The sequence below is a fragment of the Candidatus Poriferisocius sp. genome (genome assembly GCF_965208355.1).
Taxonomy (GTDB): Bacteria; Actinomycetota; Acidimicrobiia; order Acidimicrobiales; family Bin134; genus Poriferisocius.
Genome location: NZ_CBDBOM010000003.1, coordinates 24,503 through 42,144, shown reverse-complemented (window position 1 = coordinate 42,144; position 17,642 = coordinate 24,503). Strand labels below are relative to the sequence as shown.

The 17,642-nt window shown below is 65.3% G+C and carries 15 protein-coding genes and 1 pseudogene; 8 read left to right on the top strand and 8 right to left on the bottom strand.

Annotated elements, in window-relative coordinates; translation table 11 throughout:
- Position 1: 1 nt before the first annotated feature.
- Positions 2-403, top strand: a complete 402-nt coding sequence (locus ACOGXH_RS01390; protein ID WP_419927330.1) for a type II toxin-antitoxin system VapC family toxin — start codon at positions 2-4, stop codon at positions 401-403.
- 237 nt (positions 404-640) lie between these two features.
- Here the strand turns inward: ACOGXH_RS01390 and ACOGXH_RS01385 are convergent, their stop codons facing one another.
- Positions 641-5,341 (bottom strand): SwmB domain-containing protein, encoded by a 4,701-nt coding sequence (locus ACOGXH_RS01385; protein ID WP_419930307.1) that lies wholly within the window; start codon positions 5,339-5,341, stop codon positions 641-643.
- Between the two features lie 36 nt (positions 5,342-5,377).
- Positions 5,378-5,887: pseudogene (locus ACOGXH_RS01380) on the bottom strand (choice-of-anchor R domain-containing protein); the annotation flags it as partial.
- 294 nt (positions 5,888-6,181) lie between these two features.
- Between ACOGXH_RS01380 and ACOGXH_RS01375 the strand changes: the two are divergent.
- Positions 6,182-6,415, top strand: a complete 234-nt coding sequence (locus ACOGXH_RS01375) for a FitA-like ribbon-helix-helix domain-containing protein (RefSeq protein ID WP_419927329.1) — start codon at positions 6,182-6,184, stop codon at positions 6,413-6,415.
- On the top strand, positions 6,412-6,813 hold the full coding sequence (locus ACOGXH_RS01370) for a type II toxin-antitoxin system VapC family toxin (RefSeq protein WP_419927328.1): 402 nt from the start codon (positions 6,412-6,414) through the stop codon (positions 6,811-6,813). Before ACOGXH_RS01375 ends, ACOGXH_RS01370 begins: the two co-directional genes overlap by 4 nt.
- 43 nt (positions 6,814-6,856) lie before the next feature.
- Here ACOGXH_RS01370 and ACOGXH_RS01365 read toward each other — a convergent pair whose 3' ends face one another.
- On the bottom strand, positions 6,857-8,041 hold the full coding sequence (locus ACOGXH_RS01365; protein WP_419927327.1) for an ATP-binding protein: 1,185 nt from the start codon (positions 8,039-8,041) through the stop codon (positions 6,857-6,859).
- Positions 8,042-8,207: 166 nt separating this feature from the next.
- On the opposite strand from ACOGXH_RS01365, the gene ACOGXH_RS01360 reads away from it, so the two are divergent.
- The gene (locus ACOGXH_RS01360; protein ID WP_419927326.1) at positions 8,208-8,447 is read left to right on the top strand and encodes a ribbon-helix-helix protein, CopG family; all 240 of its coding nucleotides are present in this window, start codon (positions 8,208-8,210) and stop codon (positions 8,445-8,447) included.
- Positions 8,434-8,751, top strand: coding sequence for a type II toxin-antitoxin system PemK/MazF family toxin (locus tag ACOGXH_RS01355; RefSeq protein WP_419927325.1), 318 nt, complete (start codon positions 8,434-8,436; stop codon positions 8,749-8,751). The genes ACOGXH_RS01360 and ACOGXH_RS01355 overlap by 14 nt, the downstream gene beginning before the upstream one ends.
- A gap of 28 nt (positions 8,752-8,779) precedes the next feature.
- On the opposite strand, the gene ACOGXH_RS01350 is transcribed toward ACOGXH_RS01355, so the two are convergent.
- Positions 8,780-9,535 carry an SDR family NAD(P)-dependent oxidoreductase gene (locus ACOGXH_RS01350; protein WP_419927324.1) on the bottom strand — a complete coding sequence of 252 codons (756 nt, stop codon included), beginning with the start codon at positions 9,533-9,535 and terminating at the stop codon, positions 8,780-8,782.
- A gap of 139 nt (positions 9,536-9,674) precedes the next feature.
- Between ACOGXH_RS01350 and ACOGXH_RS01345 the strand changes: the two genes are divergently transcribed.
- On the top strand, positions 9,675-10,835 hold the full coding sequence (locus ACOGXH_RS01345; protein ID WP_419927323.1) for an IS481 family transposase: 1,161 nt from the start codon (positions 9,675-9,677) through the stop codon (positions 10,833-10,835).
- Between the two features lie 513 nt (positions 10,836-11,348).
- Here the strand turns inward: ACOGXH_RS01345 and ACOGXH_RS01340 are convergent.
- Genes ACOGXH_RS01340 through ACOGXH_RS01330 form a run of 3 tightly spaced genes read right to left on the bottom strand, consistent with a single transcriptional unit; the run spans position 11,349 to position 12,919 of the window.
- Positions 11,349-11,945 (bottom strand): hypothetical protein, encoded by a 597-nt coding sequence (locus tag ACOGXH_RS01340; protein ID WP_419927322.1) that lies wholly within the window; start codon positions 11,943-11,945, stop codon positions 11,349-11,351.
- Entirely contained in the window at positions 11,867-12,724 is an 858-nt protein-coding gene (locus ACOGXH_RS01335; RefSeq protein ID WP_419927321.1) for a hypothetical protein, read from the bottom strand. Before ACOGXH_RS01335 ends, ACOGXH_RS01340 begins: the two co-directional genes overlap by 79 nt.
- A gap of 3 nt (positions 12,725-12,727) precedes the next feature.
- On the bottom strand, positions 12,728-12,919 hold the full coding sequence (locus ACOGXH_RS01330; RefSeq protein ID WP_419927320.1) for a hypothetical protein: 192 nt from the start codon (positions 12,917-12,919) through the stop codon (positions 12,728-12,730).
- A 104-nt stretch (positions 12,920-13,023) separates the two neighbouring features.
- On the opposite strand from ACOGXH_RS01330, the gene ACOGXH_RS01325 reads away from it, so the two are divergent.
- Both ACOGXH_RS01325 and ACOGXH_RS01320 read left to right on the top strand, forming a co-directional pair.
- On the top strand, positions 13,024-13,305 hold the full coding sequence (locus tag ACOGXH_RS01325; protein ID WP_419927319.1) for a hypothetical protein: 282 nt from the start codon (positions 13,024-13,026) through the stop codon (positions 13,303-13,305).
- Between the two features lie 758 nt (positions 13,306-14,063).
- Complete coding sequence (locus ACOGXH_RS01320) at positions 14,064-14,495, top strand: hypothetical protein (RefSeq protein ID WP_419927318.1); 432 nt, start codon at positions 14,064-14,066, stop codon at positions 14,493-14,495.
- A 174-nt stretch (positions 14,496-14,669) separates the two neighbouring features.
- Here ACOGXH_RS01320 and ACOGXH_RS01315 read toward each other — a convergent pair whose 3' ends face one another.
- A complete protein-coding gene (locus ACOGXH_RS01315; protein WP_419927317.1) occupies positions 14,670-17,552 on the bottom strand; it encodes a cadherin-like beta sandwich domain-containing protein in 2,883 nt (960 codons plus the stop codon).
- Positions 17,553-17,642 lie beyond the last annotated feature (90 nt).

The following is a 17,642-nucleotide window of genomic DNA, read 5'->3' as shown; positions in this document are numbered from 1 at the left end:
GATGGCGTTCTATGTCGATACCTCGGCATTGGTGAAGTTGGTTGCCGCCGAGCCCGAGACACCGGGGTTCCAATCCTGGCGGGCCCAGCAGCACCGAGATCTGGTGGCCGGCGACCTCGTGCGCACAGAGCTGCTGCGCGCCGCTCGCCGGTTGACATCAGATCACGTTCGAACCGCCGCAGAAGTGCTCGCCTCAGTGCGGCTAGTCAGGGTCGGAGAGCACATCTTTGAGAGGGCGGGACTCCTGGACCCGCCCTCTTTGCGCTCCCTAGACGCTATTCACCTCGCATTGGCCATAGACCTCAGCCGAGACCTTGAAGGCATCGTCACCTACGACAACAGACTGGCTGAGGCAGCCCAGCAAAACGCAATCCCCGTCATCTCGCCAGGAACAGACCAGTAGATCACGCCCCTCCCGGCCCGCTGACCTCGCCGAGACACCGGCATGGAGCCCGTCTACCAGTAGGACTACTTGAGCACCCAACTTCGAGGCGTTCAGGAAACCCCGGCGGGTTCGTCAACGGATTTGGTCCAGCAGGAGATGGTCTGGTCGGCTCTGATGGCACACGAAAGGTGATCGCCGCCATCAACGGCCGCGGCCCTGCTGTCGCACCCATGCCTCTTCCCCCGCGGACAAGGATTACTCGGGTGTTGTGGTGGTGGCGGTGAAGGTGAAGTCGGTGAGGGGGGTGCCGTCGGCGTCTTGGAGGGCGTTGCCGGCGGCGGATGCGTAGTAGCTGACGGTGGCGTCGTCGCCGGGGGCGACGGCGGTGCCGAGGGTGAGGGTGAGCGTGTTGCCGTCCACGGTGACACCGCTGGGGGACTGGCTGTTGACCGGCGTGCCCTGGTGATAGGCGCCGTCGACCAGGAAAGCCCAGCGCAACGACCTGGCCGCTGAGCCGCTGATGGCGGCGAGGTCGCGGTTGAAAGTGAGCGTGAGCTCGTTGCCGCTCACCGTCGCACAGACCGGCGTCATGGGGCCGTTCAGATCGGGGGTGCAGTCCCCCGCTTCGGGTTCCTCGGGTGTCTCAACCTTCTTGGGTACCGCGGGCGCCGCGGGTTCCTCGGGTACCGGGGTGTTATTGGTGACTGCCTGGTCGGCGAAGGCGGCCGCCATCGGACCGGGGCCGGGGATGTAGCTCACGGTGACGGTCTGGCCCGCCGTCACCGGCGAAGCCAGAGCCAGCACGATGGTGGTGCCGCTGGCCGAGACCGGGTCGGTGTCGGCCAGCGCGACCGCGGTGCCGTCAACTTTGACCTCCAGTTCATCGGCGGTGGGCGGGTCATATGTCGGCGGCATCAGGCCATCAGCGGCGAGCGTGATCGTCACCGTGGCGCCGTCCACGGCCGCCGACGAGAACGTCGGGCACGCATAGGCCACCTGGTGGGTGCGGAACGTGGCGGTCGCCGACGCAGAGGCGCCGGAGGGATCGGTCGCCGTCAAAGTGATGACCGTGTCGAACTTGCCGCCGGTCGGCGGATCCAACAGGGCCAGCGCGCACGCGGTCTTGGCCCGGAACCAGATCCGACCATAGCCCTCGATGTAGCCGTAGCCGTCGGGCCCGTAGATGTCGTCGCGGCTGGCCGACAGCGTGAACGACAGCTCGTCGCCGTCGGGGTCGCTGAAGTCGTCCTTGGATACCGTCAACGACACCCAGGTCTCCGGCAGCGCGTTGTCGTGGTTCTTGGACGTGCCCGCGAACACCGGCGCCCGGTTGCCGTTGGCGTCGGGCGGCGACTGCCGCCAGTCCACCTTGTGGGACTGGTCGTGGCCGAGACCAGTGTGGGACAGATCGGCATCGGCCTGCGACGCCGACGACCGGATCGTGCCCCCACCCAGAGCCAGTGTGTCGGCCAGCACCGCGATGCCCTGAGACGAGAAATTCGGCTCGGCCACCTGGTGGTTGAACGTCAACTCAGCAGTCCCGCTGCCGCTGGCATAGGTGGCGTCCTTGCGGCCCCAATGCGCCGGATCCATGTCGATGCCCAAAGTCGGCGTGCCCGAGACATCCACCGCCTCGCTGAACGTCACCCGAATCCTGATCACCTGGCCCATCGCATAGGTGTCATGCACACCGGCGTCGGACACCACCTCCACTCCGGTGACCGTCGGCGACGTGGCAGGCACCACCGTCGACGCTGAGAACGGCGCGATCTGGTTGCCGTCGCTGTCCCACAGCCCCGGGCCCGAGCGGGGGTGCTGATAATTCACCGTCGCCTCCTCGCCGGGGCCGAGCGTTCGGCTGAGGGCCACCTGCAACTGCCTGCCGCCGGGCGAGAACTGGACGCTCTCTACCTCCACTGGTGCCGCCGGGGCGCCCCGCGGGGTGCGCGCCCGCACGGTGAACCCGACGGGGTCGGGCACCTGCTGGTGCATCGATCGGTCAAAGCTCAGCCCCACCCGGTCGGTACCGCTGTTGCCTTGGAGGCCGCTGTTGCCCATCGGGGACGCCGAGACGGGTGTGCGCACGCATCGGCTCGACTGCTGGTTGGTCACCGCCTGGTCGGAGAACGACGCCGCGTCGGTGCCCCACAGGTTGCTGAGCGCATTGTCGTCCGGTGCTGTGTAGCTCACCGAGATGCCTTTACGGCAGGGCAGGAACCCGGGGCTGATGGTTAGCTCCACCTTCGTGCCGCGTATCGCCACATCGGTGATCGCCTGCCCGTGGTTGGTGCCGAGTACCGAGTCGCCGATCGTGAACGCGTCCGCCGAGGGGACCTTGGACGGGTCGAGCGCCCGGTTGAAGGTGAGCCGCAGGACGTTCTGGTCGGCCACCGCTGGCGAAGCGGCCGCCAGCGACGGCGCGCCTGGGTCGGACGTGATGCTGCGGTCCAGCCGCCGCCTGGAGAACGCCGCAGCCTTGTTGCCCGCCACGTCTTGAATGGCGTTTTCGGTGAGGACGGTGTAGTCGAGGCCGAACGCTGATTCCGTACGCGTCGGGAGGGTCAGCGTCACTGCGTCGTCATGGACAGCGATGTCGCTCGCAACAAAGAAGTTCGTCGTGCCATGAGGGGCCAACAAGAACGCGAGCGCCGACAGCCCCCCGCTGAGCGAAGGCACCGAACTGGTGTCCAGCTCCTCGCTGTAATACAGCACCAGCGTCGTCCCTTCGAGAACGCTGTCAACGATGGTGGGCGCGGTGCGGTCGGCCACGCTGATCACCGTGTCCCAGATGTCGATCACCTTCGGTCCTGACGACGCCCCTCGCAGAGGACTCGTGTCGGTGCTGAGCGGCTCGTACCACACCGCGGCGCGTTCACCCTCGGCCACCGCCGAGGCCAGCGTGACCGTGGCCGTCTTGCCGCTCACGGTCGCAGTGCCGGTGCCGCGGATTGGCCGCACCGGTTGGAAGAAGTCGACCGGATCGGCCTCGACGCGGAAACGGCTTCCCGGCGGCGCGGACGAGCTGTCCAGATCGCCGTCGAAGGTCAGCGTCAGCTCGGTGCCTGCGACCTGGCCCGACACCAGCCGCGGCGGTGCCGTCGCGGGAACTGTGGCCGTCACCGCCTGGCCCGACACGCTGGGCACCCGGATGCTGTCGGCGTCGAGCAGGCCTGAGCCGGCCGTCTGGGCGATGCCCGAGTAGTAGTCCACGGTTACCTGCTTGCTCGGCACGATGTTCGATCCGAAGGTGAGCGTCACCACAGCCCCGCTGATGGAGACCGACTCGGGTGCCACGCGGCGCAGCGGGATGCTGCCGTCTGGGGTGTTGTCGTTGTCCTCGTCGACGCTCCAGTGCATACCCGTGGCCGAGAACGCCCTGGCCAGGTCCGCAGCAGCGCCGCCGGACTCGATCGACACGTCCCGGTTGAAGGTGACCGTCATGGTGTTCCCGCTCACCGCTGCGCTCGACGGCACCGTGTTGCGCGCATTCACCACCGGCTGGTCGGTGAAGGGTCGTACCGCGGGCTTCAAGGGGGTGAAGCTCGCAGTTACTTCTTGGTTGCGGGTCACCGCAGTGGCCAAGGTGAGCACCAATGACAGGCGATCGCTGCTGCGGGTGACGGGGTTCACGCTGGCGAGCTGTGCAGTGGCGCCGTCGACTTCGATTTCAAACTGATCGGCTGCGCCGGTTTCGGCAAAACTGGATTCCAGTCTGGAGTTGAACGTGATTGTCATGGTGGCTCCGTTCACCGACGCGCTGACGAACTCGCCGCAGTGCCAGCTCGTTTCCAGGGTTGAAGTCAAGGTGGCGCTGGCACCGTCGGGGTCGAATGCCTCGAGGGTTACGACGTTCTCGAACTTGCCGTCGTCGTTGACGAGCAGAGGAGGTGTCAGGTCCTCGAGCACGCAGGCATCGTGAGACTGGAAGAACCATCCGATTTCGTTGATGAGATGGAGGTTGAGCGCTTCGGGACGGGTCGCTGTGACCGTGTAGCGCAGCGTGTCGTTGTCGGCATCGCTCATTTTGGCCTTGATTGACCTATGCTGGGATGTAACCCCCGAAGACAAATTGACAGAGCCCAGGTCGGCGGTATCGACGGGATCGGTCGAGGGGTTGTCATCGTCGTCGAATTTCGGCCCGGTGTTTCCGGCCGCGTTACCGAGGCTGCCCTTCACCCGGTGGCCGGACTGAGCGCTCAGACCCGCGGCAAAGTCCACGCCCGCGTTCTTCTCCGCTGCGTCGGTACCCGCGGCGCCCTTCAGCGTCGCGCCGTTGCGCAGGCGCACCACCCGGTCTTTGTTGTTGTTCGTGCCCCCCGGCGTTTCGACCGCCACACCGTCGGTGTCGGTGTCGCCAGCGACCACCGTGTAGCTGAACCACAGCGTCGATGCGGTGCCGCTGGTCTCCCCATCGGTCACCAGCTCCGCTCTCCGCTTGTTGCTGCCGATCGTCACCTGCACCCCAATGCCCGCGGAGGCGGCGCTCAGATCCCACGCCACCGGGCCGTTCCAGGTCACCGCCACCACGATCGGCTGGCCCGTGAGATAGGTCGGTAATAGCTCTGGAGGGGGGCCCGGATTGACCTGTTCCGAGTTACGCGGCCTGGACACGATCTCGATGCTCGAGATCACCGGCGCGGTCACGTTGGTCACCGGCTGAGCGCCGAACGTCTCCACGTCGACGTTGGACGTGTTCTCCAGCGGCATGGCCGTGGCCCCCGTCGGCTTGGTGTAGCCCACGGTGACGGTTTGGCCGAACGTGACCGCCGACGACAGCGTGAGCGTGACCTTCTTGCCCGAAATCGCCACACCCCCCGACGCCACGCTGCGGCTGCTACTGGTGCCGTCGCTCGCCGTTACCGTCACCGTGAAATCGCCCGGCGCCGGCACCACGGCGGTGTTCAGGCTCTGGTTGAACTCCATGGCCAGCCTCGTGCCGTCAACCTCTGCTGACACCAACCCCGGTAGAGGATTTGCGGAACCGTTCACGCGGAATAGCACCGTGGTGCTTTGGGTGACAAAGTTCCCGGTCGAAGTTGCGCTCCTCCAGCGCGTGTTGTCATTCGCACTCCATCCGGACGCGCCACCCGAATCCTCTGAGTCCGATTGTGTTCGTGTCACGTTCCCGGCAGCGCCCTCCACCACCACGAAATAGGTCGTACTCGCCGACAGCGTGGTGTTGGCAGGCGCTGCGAACCTATTGATCCCCCGGACCAGCGTTGCCGGGTTGATGAGCGTCGCGACGTCTGTCAGGTTGCCGGAGGAACCCGTCGCCAGCCTGACACTCAAGCCCGATGGCGTTGAGCCCGCTCCAAACCGAATCTCGATGTCCTGCAATTGGTAGTCGGTCACGTGTGACCCAGTTGCAAATCCCGCCGCAACGTCGTGGGCCTCGAGATTCCAGGAACTGGTGTTCGGGGTTTGGTCAATAGTCGACACCAGCGTCGTCGTGGTCTGCGCCTGCACCGGCCCCGTGGCCAGCGCGAGCAGCGTGGCCAGCATGGCGAGTGCAATGAGAAGGGCGTTGAGTCTCTTCCCGCCCCTCCCTCCGGGCATTTGTTCCCAATCCACAGCGGCACCTCTCTCGCGACTAGGGAATTACAAACCCCCGATACAATAGTGACTGTTCATTATATTTCCAACACCCACAGTCCCCGGTCATAGGCCCAGCACCTCGACCGCCTACCCCCGGCCAGCCAAACCCCACCCGCGCTGGGATGCTGAACCAAGTGAGACTCTGATGGCTCCCGACGGCTCGCTGATTATTGCATGAGATATTCATGCTATGTTCATGCAATGGCCAATCTTCAGGTGAGGAACATGCCCGACGTGCTCCATGAGCGATTGCGGGCGCACGCCCGCGAGCGCAATTGCTCGATGAGTGCGGCGGTGCTCGATGCCATCGAGCGAGAGCTGGCCCGCTGGGAGTGGAGCAAGCATCTGTCCCAACGTCCGACCGTTGATCTGGGTATCGACGCGGCCTCGCTTCTGATCGAAGTGCGGCACGCCCGAGACGCAGAGATTGAATGACCGGCTACGTTGTTGACGCCTCGGTGGCGGTTGAGTATCTCCTGCGCACCCCGCTAGGTGTGGCGCTAGCCGACACCGTGGAAGAAGCATCGCTGGCCGCCCCCGAGATGCTCGATGCCGAGGTCATGTCGGTGCTGCGCCGGGCCGTGCTCACCGGACGCCTCGACGAGGCCCGAGCAGTGATGGCTCTGAGCGATCTGGCCCTATGGCCCATTGATCGCATCTCCCACCGGGCCTTGACGCTGTTGGCCTGGGAGCACTACAGCAACATCAGCGCCTACGACGCCTTCTATGTTGCCGCCGCTCGCACACTGGGAGTCCCACTGTTGACCGCCGATGGCCGACTGGCGCGATTAACGGGCCTCGACATCGCCGTCCACCACATCCAACTGAGCTGAGAGAGCTTGGCACCGCGAATTCAAAGGCGTGGCCACGTGAGAGTCAACCAGAGGGTGGGGAGAGGTCTGCTTGGTGCAGTTGGGCCCAGGGGACCAAGCTCTCCTCGGTTCGCTGTTGGAGCTGGTCGCCTCCGTATACCGCGACCAGATCGCACCGATGCTGGTCCTGGAGGTGGGCGGCCACTTTCCGGGCGGTTTTGAGGAAGCCGGCTGAGGGGGTGGTCGCGGATTTCGCCTCCAGCAGGGTCAGCCGCTCCGTGTGCTCGACGACTAGGTCGACCTCGGTTCCGCTGCGGTCGCGGTAGAACGAAAGGCCCCGGGTCAGGCCGCGGTGCGTGCGTTGCTTGGCAATCTCCGAGACCACCCACGTCTCGAAGATCGGGCCGCGCAGCGGGTGCGAGTGCAATTGCGAGGCTGAGCGGATGCCCAGGAGGTGGCATACCAGGCCGGTGTCGTAGAAATGCAGCTTGGGCATCTTCACCAGCCGCTTGCGGAGGTTGGAGTGGAAGGGGGGAAGCAAGAACACCACGAAGCTGGCCTCGAGGATGCTGAGCCAGGCCTTCGCCGTGGGCTGGGAAATACCGCAATCGTCGGCCAGCGACGAGAGGTTGGCCAACTGCGCGGTGCGGCCCGCGCACAGTTGCACGAATCGTCCGAAAGCCGAGAGGTCGCCCACGTTTCGCAGCGTCCGAACGTCGCGCTCGAGATAGGTGGCAATGTAAGACCCGATCCAGTCGGCCGGGTCGAGGCCGCGGTCGTAGATGCGGGGATAACCCCCGGTGAGGAGGGCCTCATCCAGGCTCTGGGGATAGCGGGAAAATCGGATCGCCTCGCCGCGGCTCAACGGCAGCAGGTTGAGCACTGCGGTGCGGCCAGCTAGCGACTGGTTGACCGACTCGACGAGCGAGAAGTTCTGCGAACCGGTGAGGATCCACTGCCCCGGCGTGGGATCGGCGTCGATGAGCCCCTGGAGATACGACGGCAAGTCCGGGGCCCGCTGGACCTCGTCGATGATCGCCCCCCGGGGAAATTGGGCCAGAAATGCCCGAGGATCCTCAGTGGCGAACGAGCGCACATCGGGTGCTTCCAAGCTCACGTAGGGATGTTGCGGAAACACCGTTTGGCACAGGGTGGTCTTCCCGCTTTGGCGTGGACCAGTGAGCGTGATCGCGGGCGCGCTCCGCGCCGACCGAACCAGCGCCGGCGCCAGATCGCGATCAACTGCCATAATCACAAGCCTAAACCAATCTGGCTGTTTCAAAATTCAATTTTGAAACAGCCACTCCCCGCAGCCATCGGCGCTGCGGCGGGCTGTGCTCACCGAACGCCTCGGGAAATTGCCGGTATCATGCATTCTAGGTGGATGTACCCCATTTTGTGATACACTCTGGCCCGTGGCTCATGCAGTATCAGTTCGACTCGATGATGAGGCCGTCGGCGCTCTAAATCGGCTCACTTCGACCGGTCTGTCTCAGTCGGAGGCGATCCGGAGCGCCCTCGTTGACGCGGCGGATCGTCTCCACGACATGGTCTCTTTGGCCACTGAGGCCAGAGCGCTTGAGGCCGACGAATTTGATCGGGCGGAAATGCTCGCCATCGCAGAGATGATGGAGAGCCTGCGTGCAGAGGGGTGATGTCTTTCGCTTGCGTCTCCCGAAGGGCGTCGGCCACGAACAGCAGGGAGAGAGGTTCGGTGTAGTTGTGCAGTCGGATGCCCTGCTGCCTCGCTCAGTGGTTCTCGTTGCGCCGACATCGACGAGCGCCCTGCCCGCTTCCTTTCGTCCCGAAGTTCAGGTCGACGGATCGGCCACCAAGGTGTTGGTAGAGCAGGTCGGTGCGGTGGATGCAGGCCGATTGGGCGAACTCGTCGGCCGGCTCACTCCGGAAGAGCAATGGGGCGTGGACACCGCCCTGACCGTTGTTCTGGGTCTGAACTAGGGCCGGTTGCGGACGACCCCGAGGACAGCTAACGCAGGTAGGCGTCTCCGCCGTCGATGTTGACGGTGGTGCCGGTCATGTAGCTGGCGGTGTCGCTGCACAAGAAGGCCACCACCCGGCCGATGTCGACCTCGGCGTCGCCCACCCGCTTGAGAGCGAAGCGCTCTTGGAGGGCGGCGAAGCCGTCGGGGTTGAATCCCTTCCAGTTTTCCATGGCCGGCGACATGGCCACCGGCATCAGGGTGATGGCCCGGATGCCGTCGGCGCCCCATTCCATGGCCGCGGCCCGGGTGATGGACTGGATGGCCGACTTCACCCCTGCATACACCCCCATGCCGCTGGGATCGGTCTTGAGGCTGGAGCCCGAGCCCTGGTTGATGATCACCCCGCCGTCTTTGAGGTACGGATGGCATAGCCGCATGAAGCGGATGGAGGCCAGCGGGCCCGACGTCCACGCCGCCATGCACGCTTCGTCGCTCACCTCCAGCAAGTGCCCGTGGGGCACCTGCTGGGCGTTGTTCACCAGGATGTCGATGGTGCCGAAGTGCTCCACGGTGCGATCCACGCAGGCTTGGATGTCGTCCAGTTCGTTCACGTCGCACACCAGCGCCAGCGCCGAACCACCCCGCTCGCTTATCTCGGCCGCTACCGCCTGCACTTTCGACTCGGTGCGAGCCGCTACCGTGACTCCGGCCCCCTCGGCTGCCAGCGCCAAGGCAATACCCCGACCCACTCCCTGGCCCCCGCCGGTCACTATGGCCGTCTTTCCGTCAAGCATTCCCATGGCGTCGAACACTATCCCGGCGAGTCGGGCAAACCACGGGCGACCAGCGATGAGCGGAGAGGGTGGTGTGTTGGTTCAGGACATAGGAACCTTATGTCGCGAGACATAGGAACATCGCGGCGGCGGTCCAGGGTGGGGGATGTCGAGGGCCCGCTTGGTGATCACCGCTGTCGTTGTCGAGGGGCGCACGCACGCCGATGTCGCCGCCCAGTACGGCCTTTCGAGGTCATGGGTCACCCGTTTGGTCGCCCGGTACCGCGCCGAGGGGCCTGCCGCGTTCGAGGCCCGGTCCCGGCGCCCCAACACCACACCGACAGCGATTTCGCCCGAGGTTGTGGAGCTGGTCGTGAACCTGCGCTCAGAGCTCGCCGCACAAGGGCTCGACGCCGGGCCGCACACCATCTGCTGGCACCTCGCCCAGCGCCACCAGATCACCGTGTCGCCGGCCACGGTCCGGCGCCGCCTCGTCGAGCTCGGCCTCGTCGAGGCCAACCCCAAAAAGCGGCCCCGATCGTCCTACACACGCTTCGAAGCCGATCTGCCCAACGAGTGCTGGCAGTCCGACTTCTGCCGCTGGGCGCTCGCCGACGGCTCGACTGTCGAGGTCATCACCTGGCTCGACGACTGCTCCCGCTACGCCCTGTCGGTCACCGCCCACCGGCGCATCACCGGCCCCATCGCGGCGGCCACATTCGACCACACGTGCGCTGACCACGGCATTCCCGCCTCCACGCTCACCGACAACGCCATGGTCTACACCACCCGCCTCTCCGGCGGGAAAGGCGGCCGCAACGCCCTGGAGTCCCGCCTCGCGGCCCTCGGCGTCGCCCAGAAGAACTCCAAGCCCAACTGCCCCACCACCTGCGGCAAAGTCGAGCGATTCCAGCAAACCCTCAAGAAATGGCTCAAAGCCCGAACCCCGCCCCACAGCCTCGACCAGCTCCAAACCCAGATCGACGAATTCACCCGCACCTACAACCACCACCGCCCCCACCGATCCCTCGGACGCTCAACCCCAGCCGCCGCCTACACCCGACTCCCCAAAGCCACACCCCACCAAAACAGCGACAGAACCCACTACCGCGTCCGACGCGACCGCATCGACAAATCCGGCACCGTCACCATCCGCCACAACGGCAAACTCCACCACATCGGCATCGGCCGAGCCCACAAACACACCCCCGTCATCCTCCTAGTCGACGGCACCCACACCAGAGTCATCGACCACACCACCGGCGAACTCCTACGACAACCCCACCTCGACCCCACACGCGACCACCAACCCCGCCACAAGAACTGACAAACACCCCGCCGCGCAGGTTCACAAGGTTCCTATGTCTCGCGACATCACATGAGCGGAGAGGGTGGGAGTCGAACACAATCCCCTGACCAGGGGATATAGGTGCTCTCAATACTGCTGTATCAACTCCCGTGTCACTTTCGGATCCGGCGCCCCCTCACCGGGCCCGGAGGCCGTGTCAGCGGACTGCCGGGTATTGGTACTGAGGTGGCAGCGATCCTTTCACCTGGGAATATGGATCCAATAGCGTTTCCAGTGTCACATATAATATTACTTTTGGGTCGTGCGACCAGGCCCTGCCGGGGCGCTTGCAACCTCGCACATGAGCATACCAGGCGGGCTGGCGCGAAATACGGCGCGAAATAAACGGTAGCAAGATGGGGGTGGGGCTGCGTGTTTTAGCCGTGTGGCGCTGGTCGGGGGTGCCAGGTGCTTTCGGGGGGGCGTGTTGAGCGGTTTTGGGGTGTGGGCGGGCGCATTCGGTCGGTGCTGGTTGTGTTCGATCGGATTTGGCTAGGCGGCTTTGGGTTTCTGCTTGCCGAATTTCAGCTGTTCGGGGTCTAGGTCGCGGATCAGCCTGTGGAGATCGAGCGGGCTTTTGCGCCCTTTGGGGTCGATGCTGCGTGCCAGTTCGTTGGGGTCGAGGTTGCGCACTAGGTCGTAGGGTTCCAGCGGTTTGAATTGGCCGAACCATTCTGTGATGCCGGCTCCGGCGCGGTGGTGGTGGGCGATGATCGCAGCGGTGTTGTTGTTGTGGACGTGGGCAAGGAGATCGAGTTGGAGGCGACCGGCGCTGGTGGAGCGGGCCCGGTCCAGCGGGGTGGAGCGCTTGTAGTCGCTGATGCCTGATTCGCTGTCTTGGCGCAGGCCGTGGAGATCCCGGGCTGTTTCGCCGCTGTCTTCTGCCCATGCGCGCAGGTAGCGGGTCCGCCGCCTGTGGGGTCGGGCTTCTGCTTCTTCGGTTGTGCTGTTCAGCCCGATCCTGGTTTTCGCCCCGACGAGGTCTTCGGGCACGAGGTCGCTGTCGGGGATCAGCAATTCCGAGTACACGTAGATGCGCTTGCTGTTCTCGGGTCGGATGCGGGTGATCCGCTTGAGGATGAGCGGCACGTACCAGTCGTCGCCTGCGCCGTCGGTGCGGACCATGACCGCGGAACCGGCCACCGCGATGACTTCGATGCTCTCTTTGATGCCGTCGGTCCGGGTGAATTTTGGGGTCGGAGGCTCACCGCGCCGGGCTTGTGCCCTTTGGTGCGGCGCGTCCCGGTGTGGGGGATGACCCCCATGTCGAGAAGCCGGTCCTGGGTCTCCGAGTCCATGGCCCCGTCGTGGACCGCGGCGAAGAGGCCTTTGGCGATTTCGGGGCTGTAGTCCAGCATCCGGGATATGTGCTCGGAGAACAGGTCGTCCTCCGTCACCCCTTTGGGCTTCACCTGGGAGGCGAAGACCACCCTTTCCTGGCGGTGGGGGCTGCGGGCCGACGTCTGCACGAACTGGTGCCCCCTGGCCGGCCGGTCTTCCGATCGGTGGAAGTAGACGGCGTCCGGGTCGTGCTTGCTCTTGTTCCGCTCTGTCGGGGTGTGCACATCGGTCATGGTCCTGAGCCAGGCGGCGTCTCCGGTGGCGGTATTGGTCTTGTCGGGGGCGGTCGGCGTGCCCGCTGACGGGTCGAACAGGCCGATATGCAGGGCCGTGTCGCACGCGCCTTTCAGCTTCTGGTCCAGGTGGGCTTCGCGCATCTCGGCAATGCGGCAGTTCTTCTCGAAGTAGCTGAACTGCAATCTGCTGACCGGCTGGATGGACAGGCACCGCTCCGGGCGGTCGGGCCACGCCCTCATGAGCGCGAGCTGCACCCACATCATGAGCTGGGGGTCATGGATCTGCCGCAATCCTCATCGCACGCTCCCGTAGATGTCGGCGGCTTTCGAGGCGAACAGCCAGTCGGCCACGGTGTGCTCCCGGAGCCGGCCCCGGGTCTCGCCTTTCTCCGGCATCGCCTCTTCCAAGCTGTCGACCTCGTCCCAGAAGTCCTTGCTCGTAGCGACCGCCTGCAGAAGCTGGAGCTCGGACCAGTCCAGCGCCATCGCAGACTGATACGACTGGGGTCGCCGCCCCGAAGCTGAAGGGACTGACATGGCTGGTGGCCCTGCTGCTGGCTGCGGTGGTCACCCTGATTGCTGTCAGTCTCGTGAGTTCCGCATCGCAGCGTGAGGCACTAGACGAAGTGCGGGAGGCTGTTGAAGCGAACACGGCGGCTGTGCAGGAGATCGAGCAGAGCAAGGATCAACAACAGGCTGTGGTGCATTCCTACGCTGATGAGTGCAGCGACCGGGGAGGAACCCAGGTTTATGTGATCCAGCAGTCGCTAAGGGCGTGCAACGCCGGATGGAGAGACTCGTTCAGCATCCTCCACGACCGAAACAGGGACGACGAGTGCGGCGATGCGTACTACTGGTCGCCTCCCGGGTAGGAGATGGCGCAATCAGTCCGAACCCCTTCTCAACAGCTCGCCCAAACGCGGTTGGAAACGCTCCCCCCGGATTCGAAAGACGGCTGTTGGTGAGTCAGCGATTCTAGAGCTGGCCTGCTCTCCTAGCTCCCGCTCCTCGTCTTGTTGTAGTGGGGGTTGCGCCCCTTGTTCTGTCGGCGGTGTCTCGCCAGTCTTCCGGCTTCCCACCGTCGAGCTAATCCCCTGGGCATTCCGACCGTCTCCACTTCCAGGTGCCCGTACTTGCCTGACTTCTGGTGCGCGACGGCCCGCCGCCGAGGACTGTTCGTGATTCCGACGTAGACGACTTTGCCGCGAGGGCTACGCAGCGTGTACTCCCGCACAGATCGCCATCGTCTGGTGCGCCGTCGCCGAGTCATTCGCCCGCCGTAACACGACAACAGCATCCTCCCATTGTGGGAAACGGTCCCTCGTTGCATGGGGTGTGTTCTTGCAACCAAGCGACACGGGCTGGTTCTCAGGTGAGGTTGTCGTACAGCAGGATGCCGATGAAGACAGCCACTGGCAGGATCGAATGGGCGATGCCTGTTCTGGCGAGCCGCAGGTTGGGAGAGCCGTGAAGGACAGCTATCCGTCGAATATTTCCAATCAGCAATAGCGATGGCCGCTGCAAAGACTGTCAGTAGCTATAGCATGTCCTGTGACCCGCGCGGTTTCCGGGTGAAGTGGGCAAACGTGATGCGGGCAAAGTGGCGCGCTGGTCGCGAGTCTTGCACAAGATGAGTGACCGGACCTTCTACTACGTTTACGCCGCAGTCATCGCCACCGCGTCGATAGCGGCCTTGGGAGCGTTCTTCCCCTGGGGCACATTCACCGGGGAGAGCGGCACTTCCTACTTGGACGGCTACAGGACTGACGACGACCCGCTGGTGCTGGCCTATTATTTCGCGACGCTGTTCTTGCTAGCGGTGTACAGGTATTTCGACCGGCTCTGGCTGCTGGTCATCGCCACCGTGCCCGCCGCTTTGATGCTGGATGTTTCGGCACGAGTGATGAAGCGGTTGCAGGGTTTGGACTACAGCGGCACGAGAGAGTTCAGCGTCGGTTACGGCATCTACCTCACCCTGGCCGCTGCGTGCCTGCTCATGTTGTTGATGGGGCTGCTGCTTTGGGATCGGATCAGGTTCGGCCCTGCTCGTGCGGGGCTATAGCAGTCTTGTCCCAGCGTCTCAAGATGACGAGCGACGCTATCCAGATAAGGTTGACGCTGGCCGCGAGCCCGCGCGTCCCATGCCCCTGCTGCCCGCGCCAACTCCCCCCGACAGTCCGCATCGGCTTGACGCGCTGAAGCGAACCCCGAGAGCCGACCGGTCGCCGCCAGCCGGTCAGCTGTTGTCGTCGGGGGCTGGGGGCACGGTGACGGTCACCGTGTAGGTGCGGACGTCGGCGTTGTCGGTGTTCACGTCGCCGTCGGCGTCATAGGACGAGGTGACCGTGATGGTGTTGTCGCCCTCCGACAGCGTCACCGTGGTCCCCGTGCCCGTTGTGCCGTCGGCGGCCTCCCACGCGACCGTCACTGTCGCGTCGTCCGCGAACGCCGCCGCCGCGGTCACCGTCGCCGACGTCGCGCCCGCCGCTGCGGTGCCCGCATAGGCGAACGTGCCGGTCTGGAACACCCCGAAGTCCACATCGGAGATCGACAGCGACCTCAGAGCCGCCGAGACCGGCATGTTGTAGGCGAACACCTTGCTGTCGGTGCCGTCCGGCCGCCCGGCAACCCACATGGTCGCGCCGTCGGACCAGATTCCCTGGATCCGCTTGTTTCCCGACTTCGACAGGGTGGTGAAGTCCAGACTGCTGCGCCGGACGCCAGTCGCCAGGTCGTAGGCGTACAGCTTGCTGTTGAAGCTGTTCGCGACCCACATGGTGACGCCGTCTGACCAGATGCCCTGAGCGTCTCGATTCTTCGAGAACTGCGGGTAGAGATCGATGGTGCGGGAACTCACATGATCGCCGCTCTCGACGTCGTAGGCATGTATGCGCTCGGTCACTTGGTCGAGCACCCACATGAGGGTGCCATCAGACCACAGCGACTCGGGATCGGCCGGCTTGTCGAATCGCGGGAGCACGATCTCCTTGTCGGCAAGCCTGCTGCCGGTGTCGAAGTCGATGGCGACGACTTTGGCCGCAGTGCCGAGGTCGTCGGCCAGCCACATGGTCTCACCGTCAGACCAGAACCCCTTGATGTTCACATTTCGATCCAGCAATTCTTGATAAGCGAATGTGCTGAGGCAGGCGCCGGAGTCTGAATGGACGTTGAGGCAGGCGCCGGTGTCCAAGTCGAGCTCGTAGACCCAATAGGAGTTCACCTGCACCCAGACCGTGGTCCCATCGGACCACAGATCGGTCACGCCGCTCCGGTCTCGCGGAAGCACCGGAGAGACGTCCTTGCCAGAGTCATGGGCGAACGGGACGTACTCCTCTGCCTCCTCGTCGTCGGTGTTCTGCTGGGCGGCGACGGGCTCCTCCTCGTCGTCGTCTTGTTCGACGAACTCGACTTGCGGCGGCGGCAGCTCGATCTGGGGCTCCTCGGCGTCCTGATCGTCCTGGGTGCCCTGCCCTTCCTGCTGGGAAGACTCGCCGTCGTCCTGTTCGTCGCGCTGTTCGGCCTGCTGCTGGGCGAGCAGTGTCGTCGCTGAGTGCACGGTCGCTGTGGTCTGGGTGGTCCACGGCGACGCCGACACCTTGCCCCGGGCGTCGCGGAAGCGCGCCCTCATCTGCACCTTGTAGGCGGCGCCCTCCTCGAGGCCGCTCAGCGTCACCGAGGAGGCGTCTGCGGCGGGCCACTCGTTGCCGCGGTGGGCCTCGTTCTCGAACCGGAACGACAAGAACTCCAGGTCCTCGCGCGCCCAGCTCACCCGGTACTCGAACGGCGTCAGCGCCGGCGCCTCCCACGAAATTGCCAGCTCGCCCGCCGCCCCGCTCGACAGCGACACCTCGCCGATCTCGTCCTCAGCCCGCACCACCGCAACCTGCTCTTGCTGCTGCTCTGCCTGCTGCTCGTCGCCCTGCTGCTCGTCGCCGTTCTGCTGGCCGTCGGCCTGCCCATCAGCCTGGCCCTGCCCATCAGCCTGACCCTGCTGCTGCTCGTCGCCGTTCTGCTGACCGTCGGCCTGCCCATCAGCCTGACCCTGCTGCTGCTCGTCGCCGTTCTGCTGACCGTCGGCCTGCCCATCAGCCTGACCCTGCTGCTCGTCGTGCTGCTCGTCGTGCTGCTGTTCGTCGTGCTGCTGCTCGTCGTGCTGCTCGTCGTGCTGCTGCTCGTCGTGCTGCTGATCTGCCTGCTGATCTGCCTGCTGATCTGCCTGCTGATCTGCCTGCTGCTCGCCCTGCTGCTGGTCGGCGTCCTGCTCGGCGTTTTGTTGTTGGGTTTGGGGGGGTTGGGTTTGGGGTTGTTGTGCGTTGTTGGGGGCCATGCGGTAGGCGAACACGCGGTGGCGCAGGTGGTCCAGCACCCACATGGTGTCGCCGTTTGACCAGATCCCCGCCGGGTCGGAGTTGCCCGCGTCGGCCAGGCCGGCGAACCCCGACTGCGGCCTCGGCTCGCCCGTCGCCAGGTCGTAGGCCCGGATCGCCGCCGCGGGTCCGTCGGCGACCCACATCGTGGCCCCGTCAGACCACAGCCCACGCGTGCCCGACCCCGCTATCCCCGCCAGCGACCGGCCCTCCAGCGCGTCGCCGGTCGCCGCGTCGAACGCGGCCAGCCCGCCCCCTGAGGGGTCCACCACCCACAGCGTGTCCCCGTCGGACCACACATCGCGCGGCGAGAAACCCGGCACGACCGTGCGCCCCGCCAACAGCGCGCCCGACACCAGATCGAACGCGAACACCCTCTCGCTGGCCAGATCGCTCACCCACAACACCGACCCGTCCCCGCCGACGCCCATCGGCATCCAAAACCCCACCTCGGCCCCGTCGAGGTCGCGGCCCGCGCGGCGCTCCCCCGCCGCCAGGCCATAGGCCAGCACCGCACCCGCCACCGGATCGGCCACCCACAGCGTCGCACCGTCAGACCACAGCGAATACGGCAGCACATGACCCGCGCCCAGCGAAACATCGCCGCCCGCCACCCGGCCCCACGCCGCGCCGCCGTCGCCCGAGCCGCTCCCAGCCCCCGCCGGCGCCGCCACACCCACCACCAACACCAACACCAACACCGCCGACCACCACCGACGCACCACACCGCGCACCACACCCCGAACAAACACTACGAACCCCCCAGCCAAACCGGACTGACACCATCATGCCAGCCCACAACCACCACCCGCCAACAACACACCCCAACCGGCCCGCCCCAC

Coding starts and splice junctions, on each gene's coding strand:
- ACOGXH_RS01390 (WP_419927330.1), top strand. CDS start 2: ATGGCGTTCTATGTCGATACCTCGGCATTGGTGAAGTTGGTTGCCGCC.
- ACOGXH_RS01365 (WP_419927327.1), bottom strand. CDS start 8,041: ATGGCAGTTGATCGCGATCTGGCGCCGGCGCTGGTTCGGTCGGCGCGG.
- ACOGXH_RS01350 (WP_419927324.1), bottom strand. CDS start 9,535: ATGGGAATGCTTGACGGAAAGACGGCCATAGTGACCGGCGGGGGCCAG.
- ACOGXH_RS01345 (WP_419927323.1), top strand. CDS start 9,675: ATGTCGAGGGCCCGCTTGGTGATCACCGCTGTCGTTGTCGAGGGGCGC.
- ACOGXH_RS01330 (WP_419927320.1), bottom strand. CDS start 12,919: ATGGCGCTGGACTGGTCCGAGCTCCAGCTTCTGCAGGCGGTCGCTACG.
- ACOGXH_RS01375 (WP_419927329.1), top strand. CDS start 6,182: ATGGCCAATCTTCAGGTGAGGAACATGCCCGACGTGCTCCATGAGCGA.
- ACOGXH_RS01320 (WP_419927318.1), top strand. CDS start 14,064: ATGAGTGACCGGACCTTCTACTACGTTTACGCCGCAGTCATCGCCACC.
- ACOGXH_RS01370 (WP_419927328.1), top strand. CDS start 6,412: ATGACCGGCTACGTTGTTGACGCCTCGGTGGCGGTTGAGTATCTCCTG.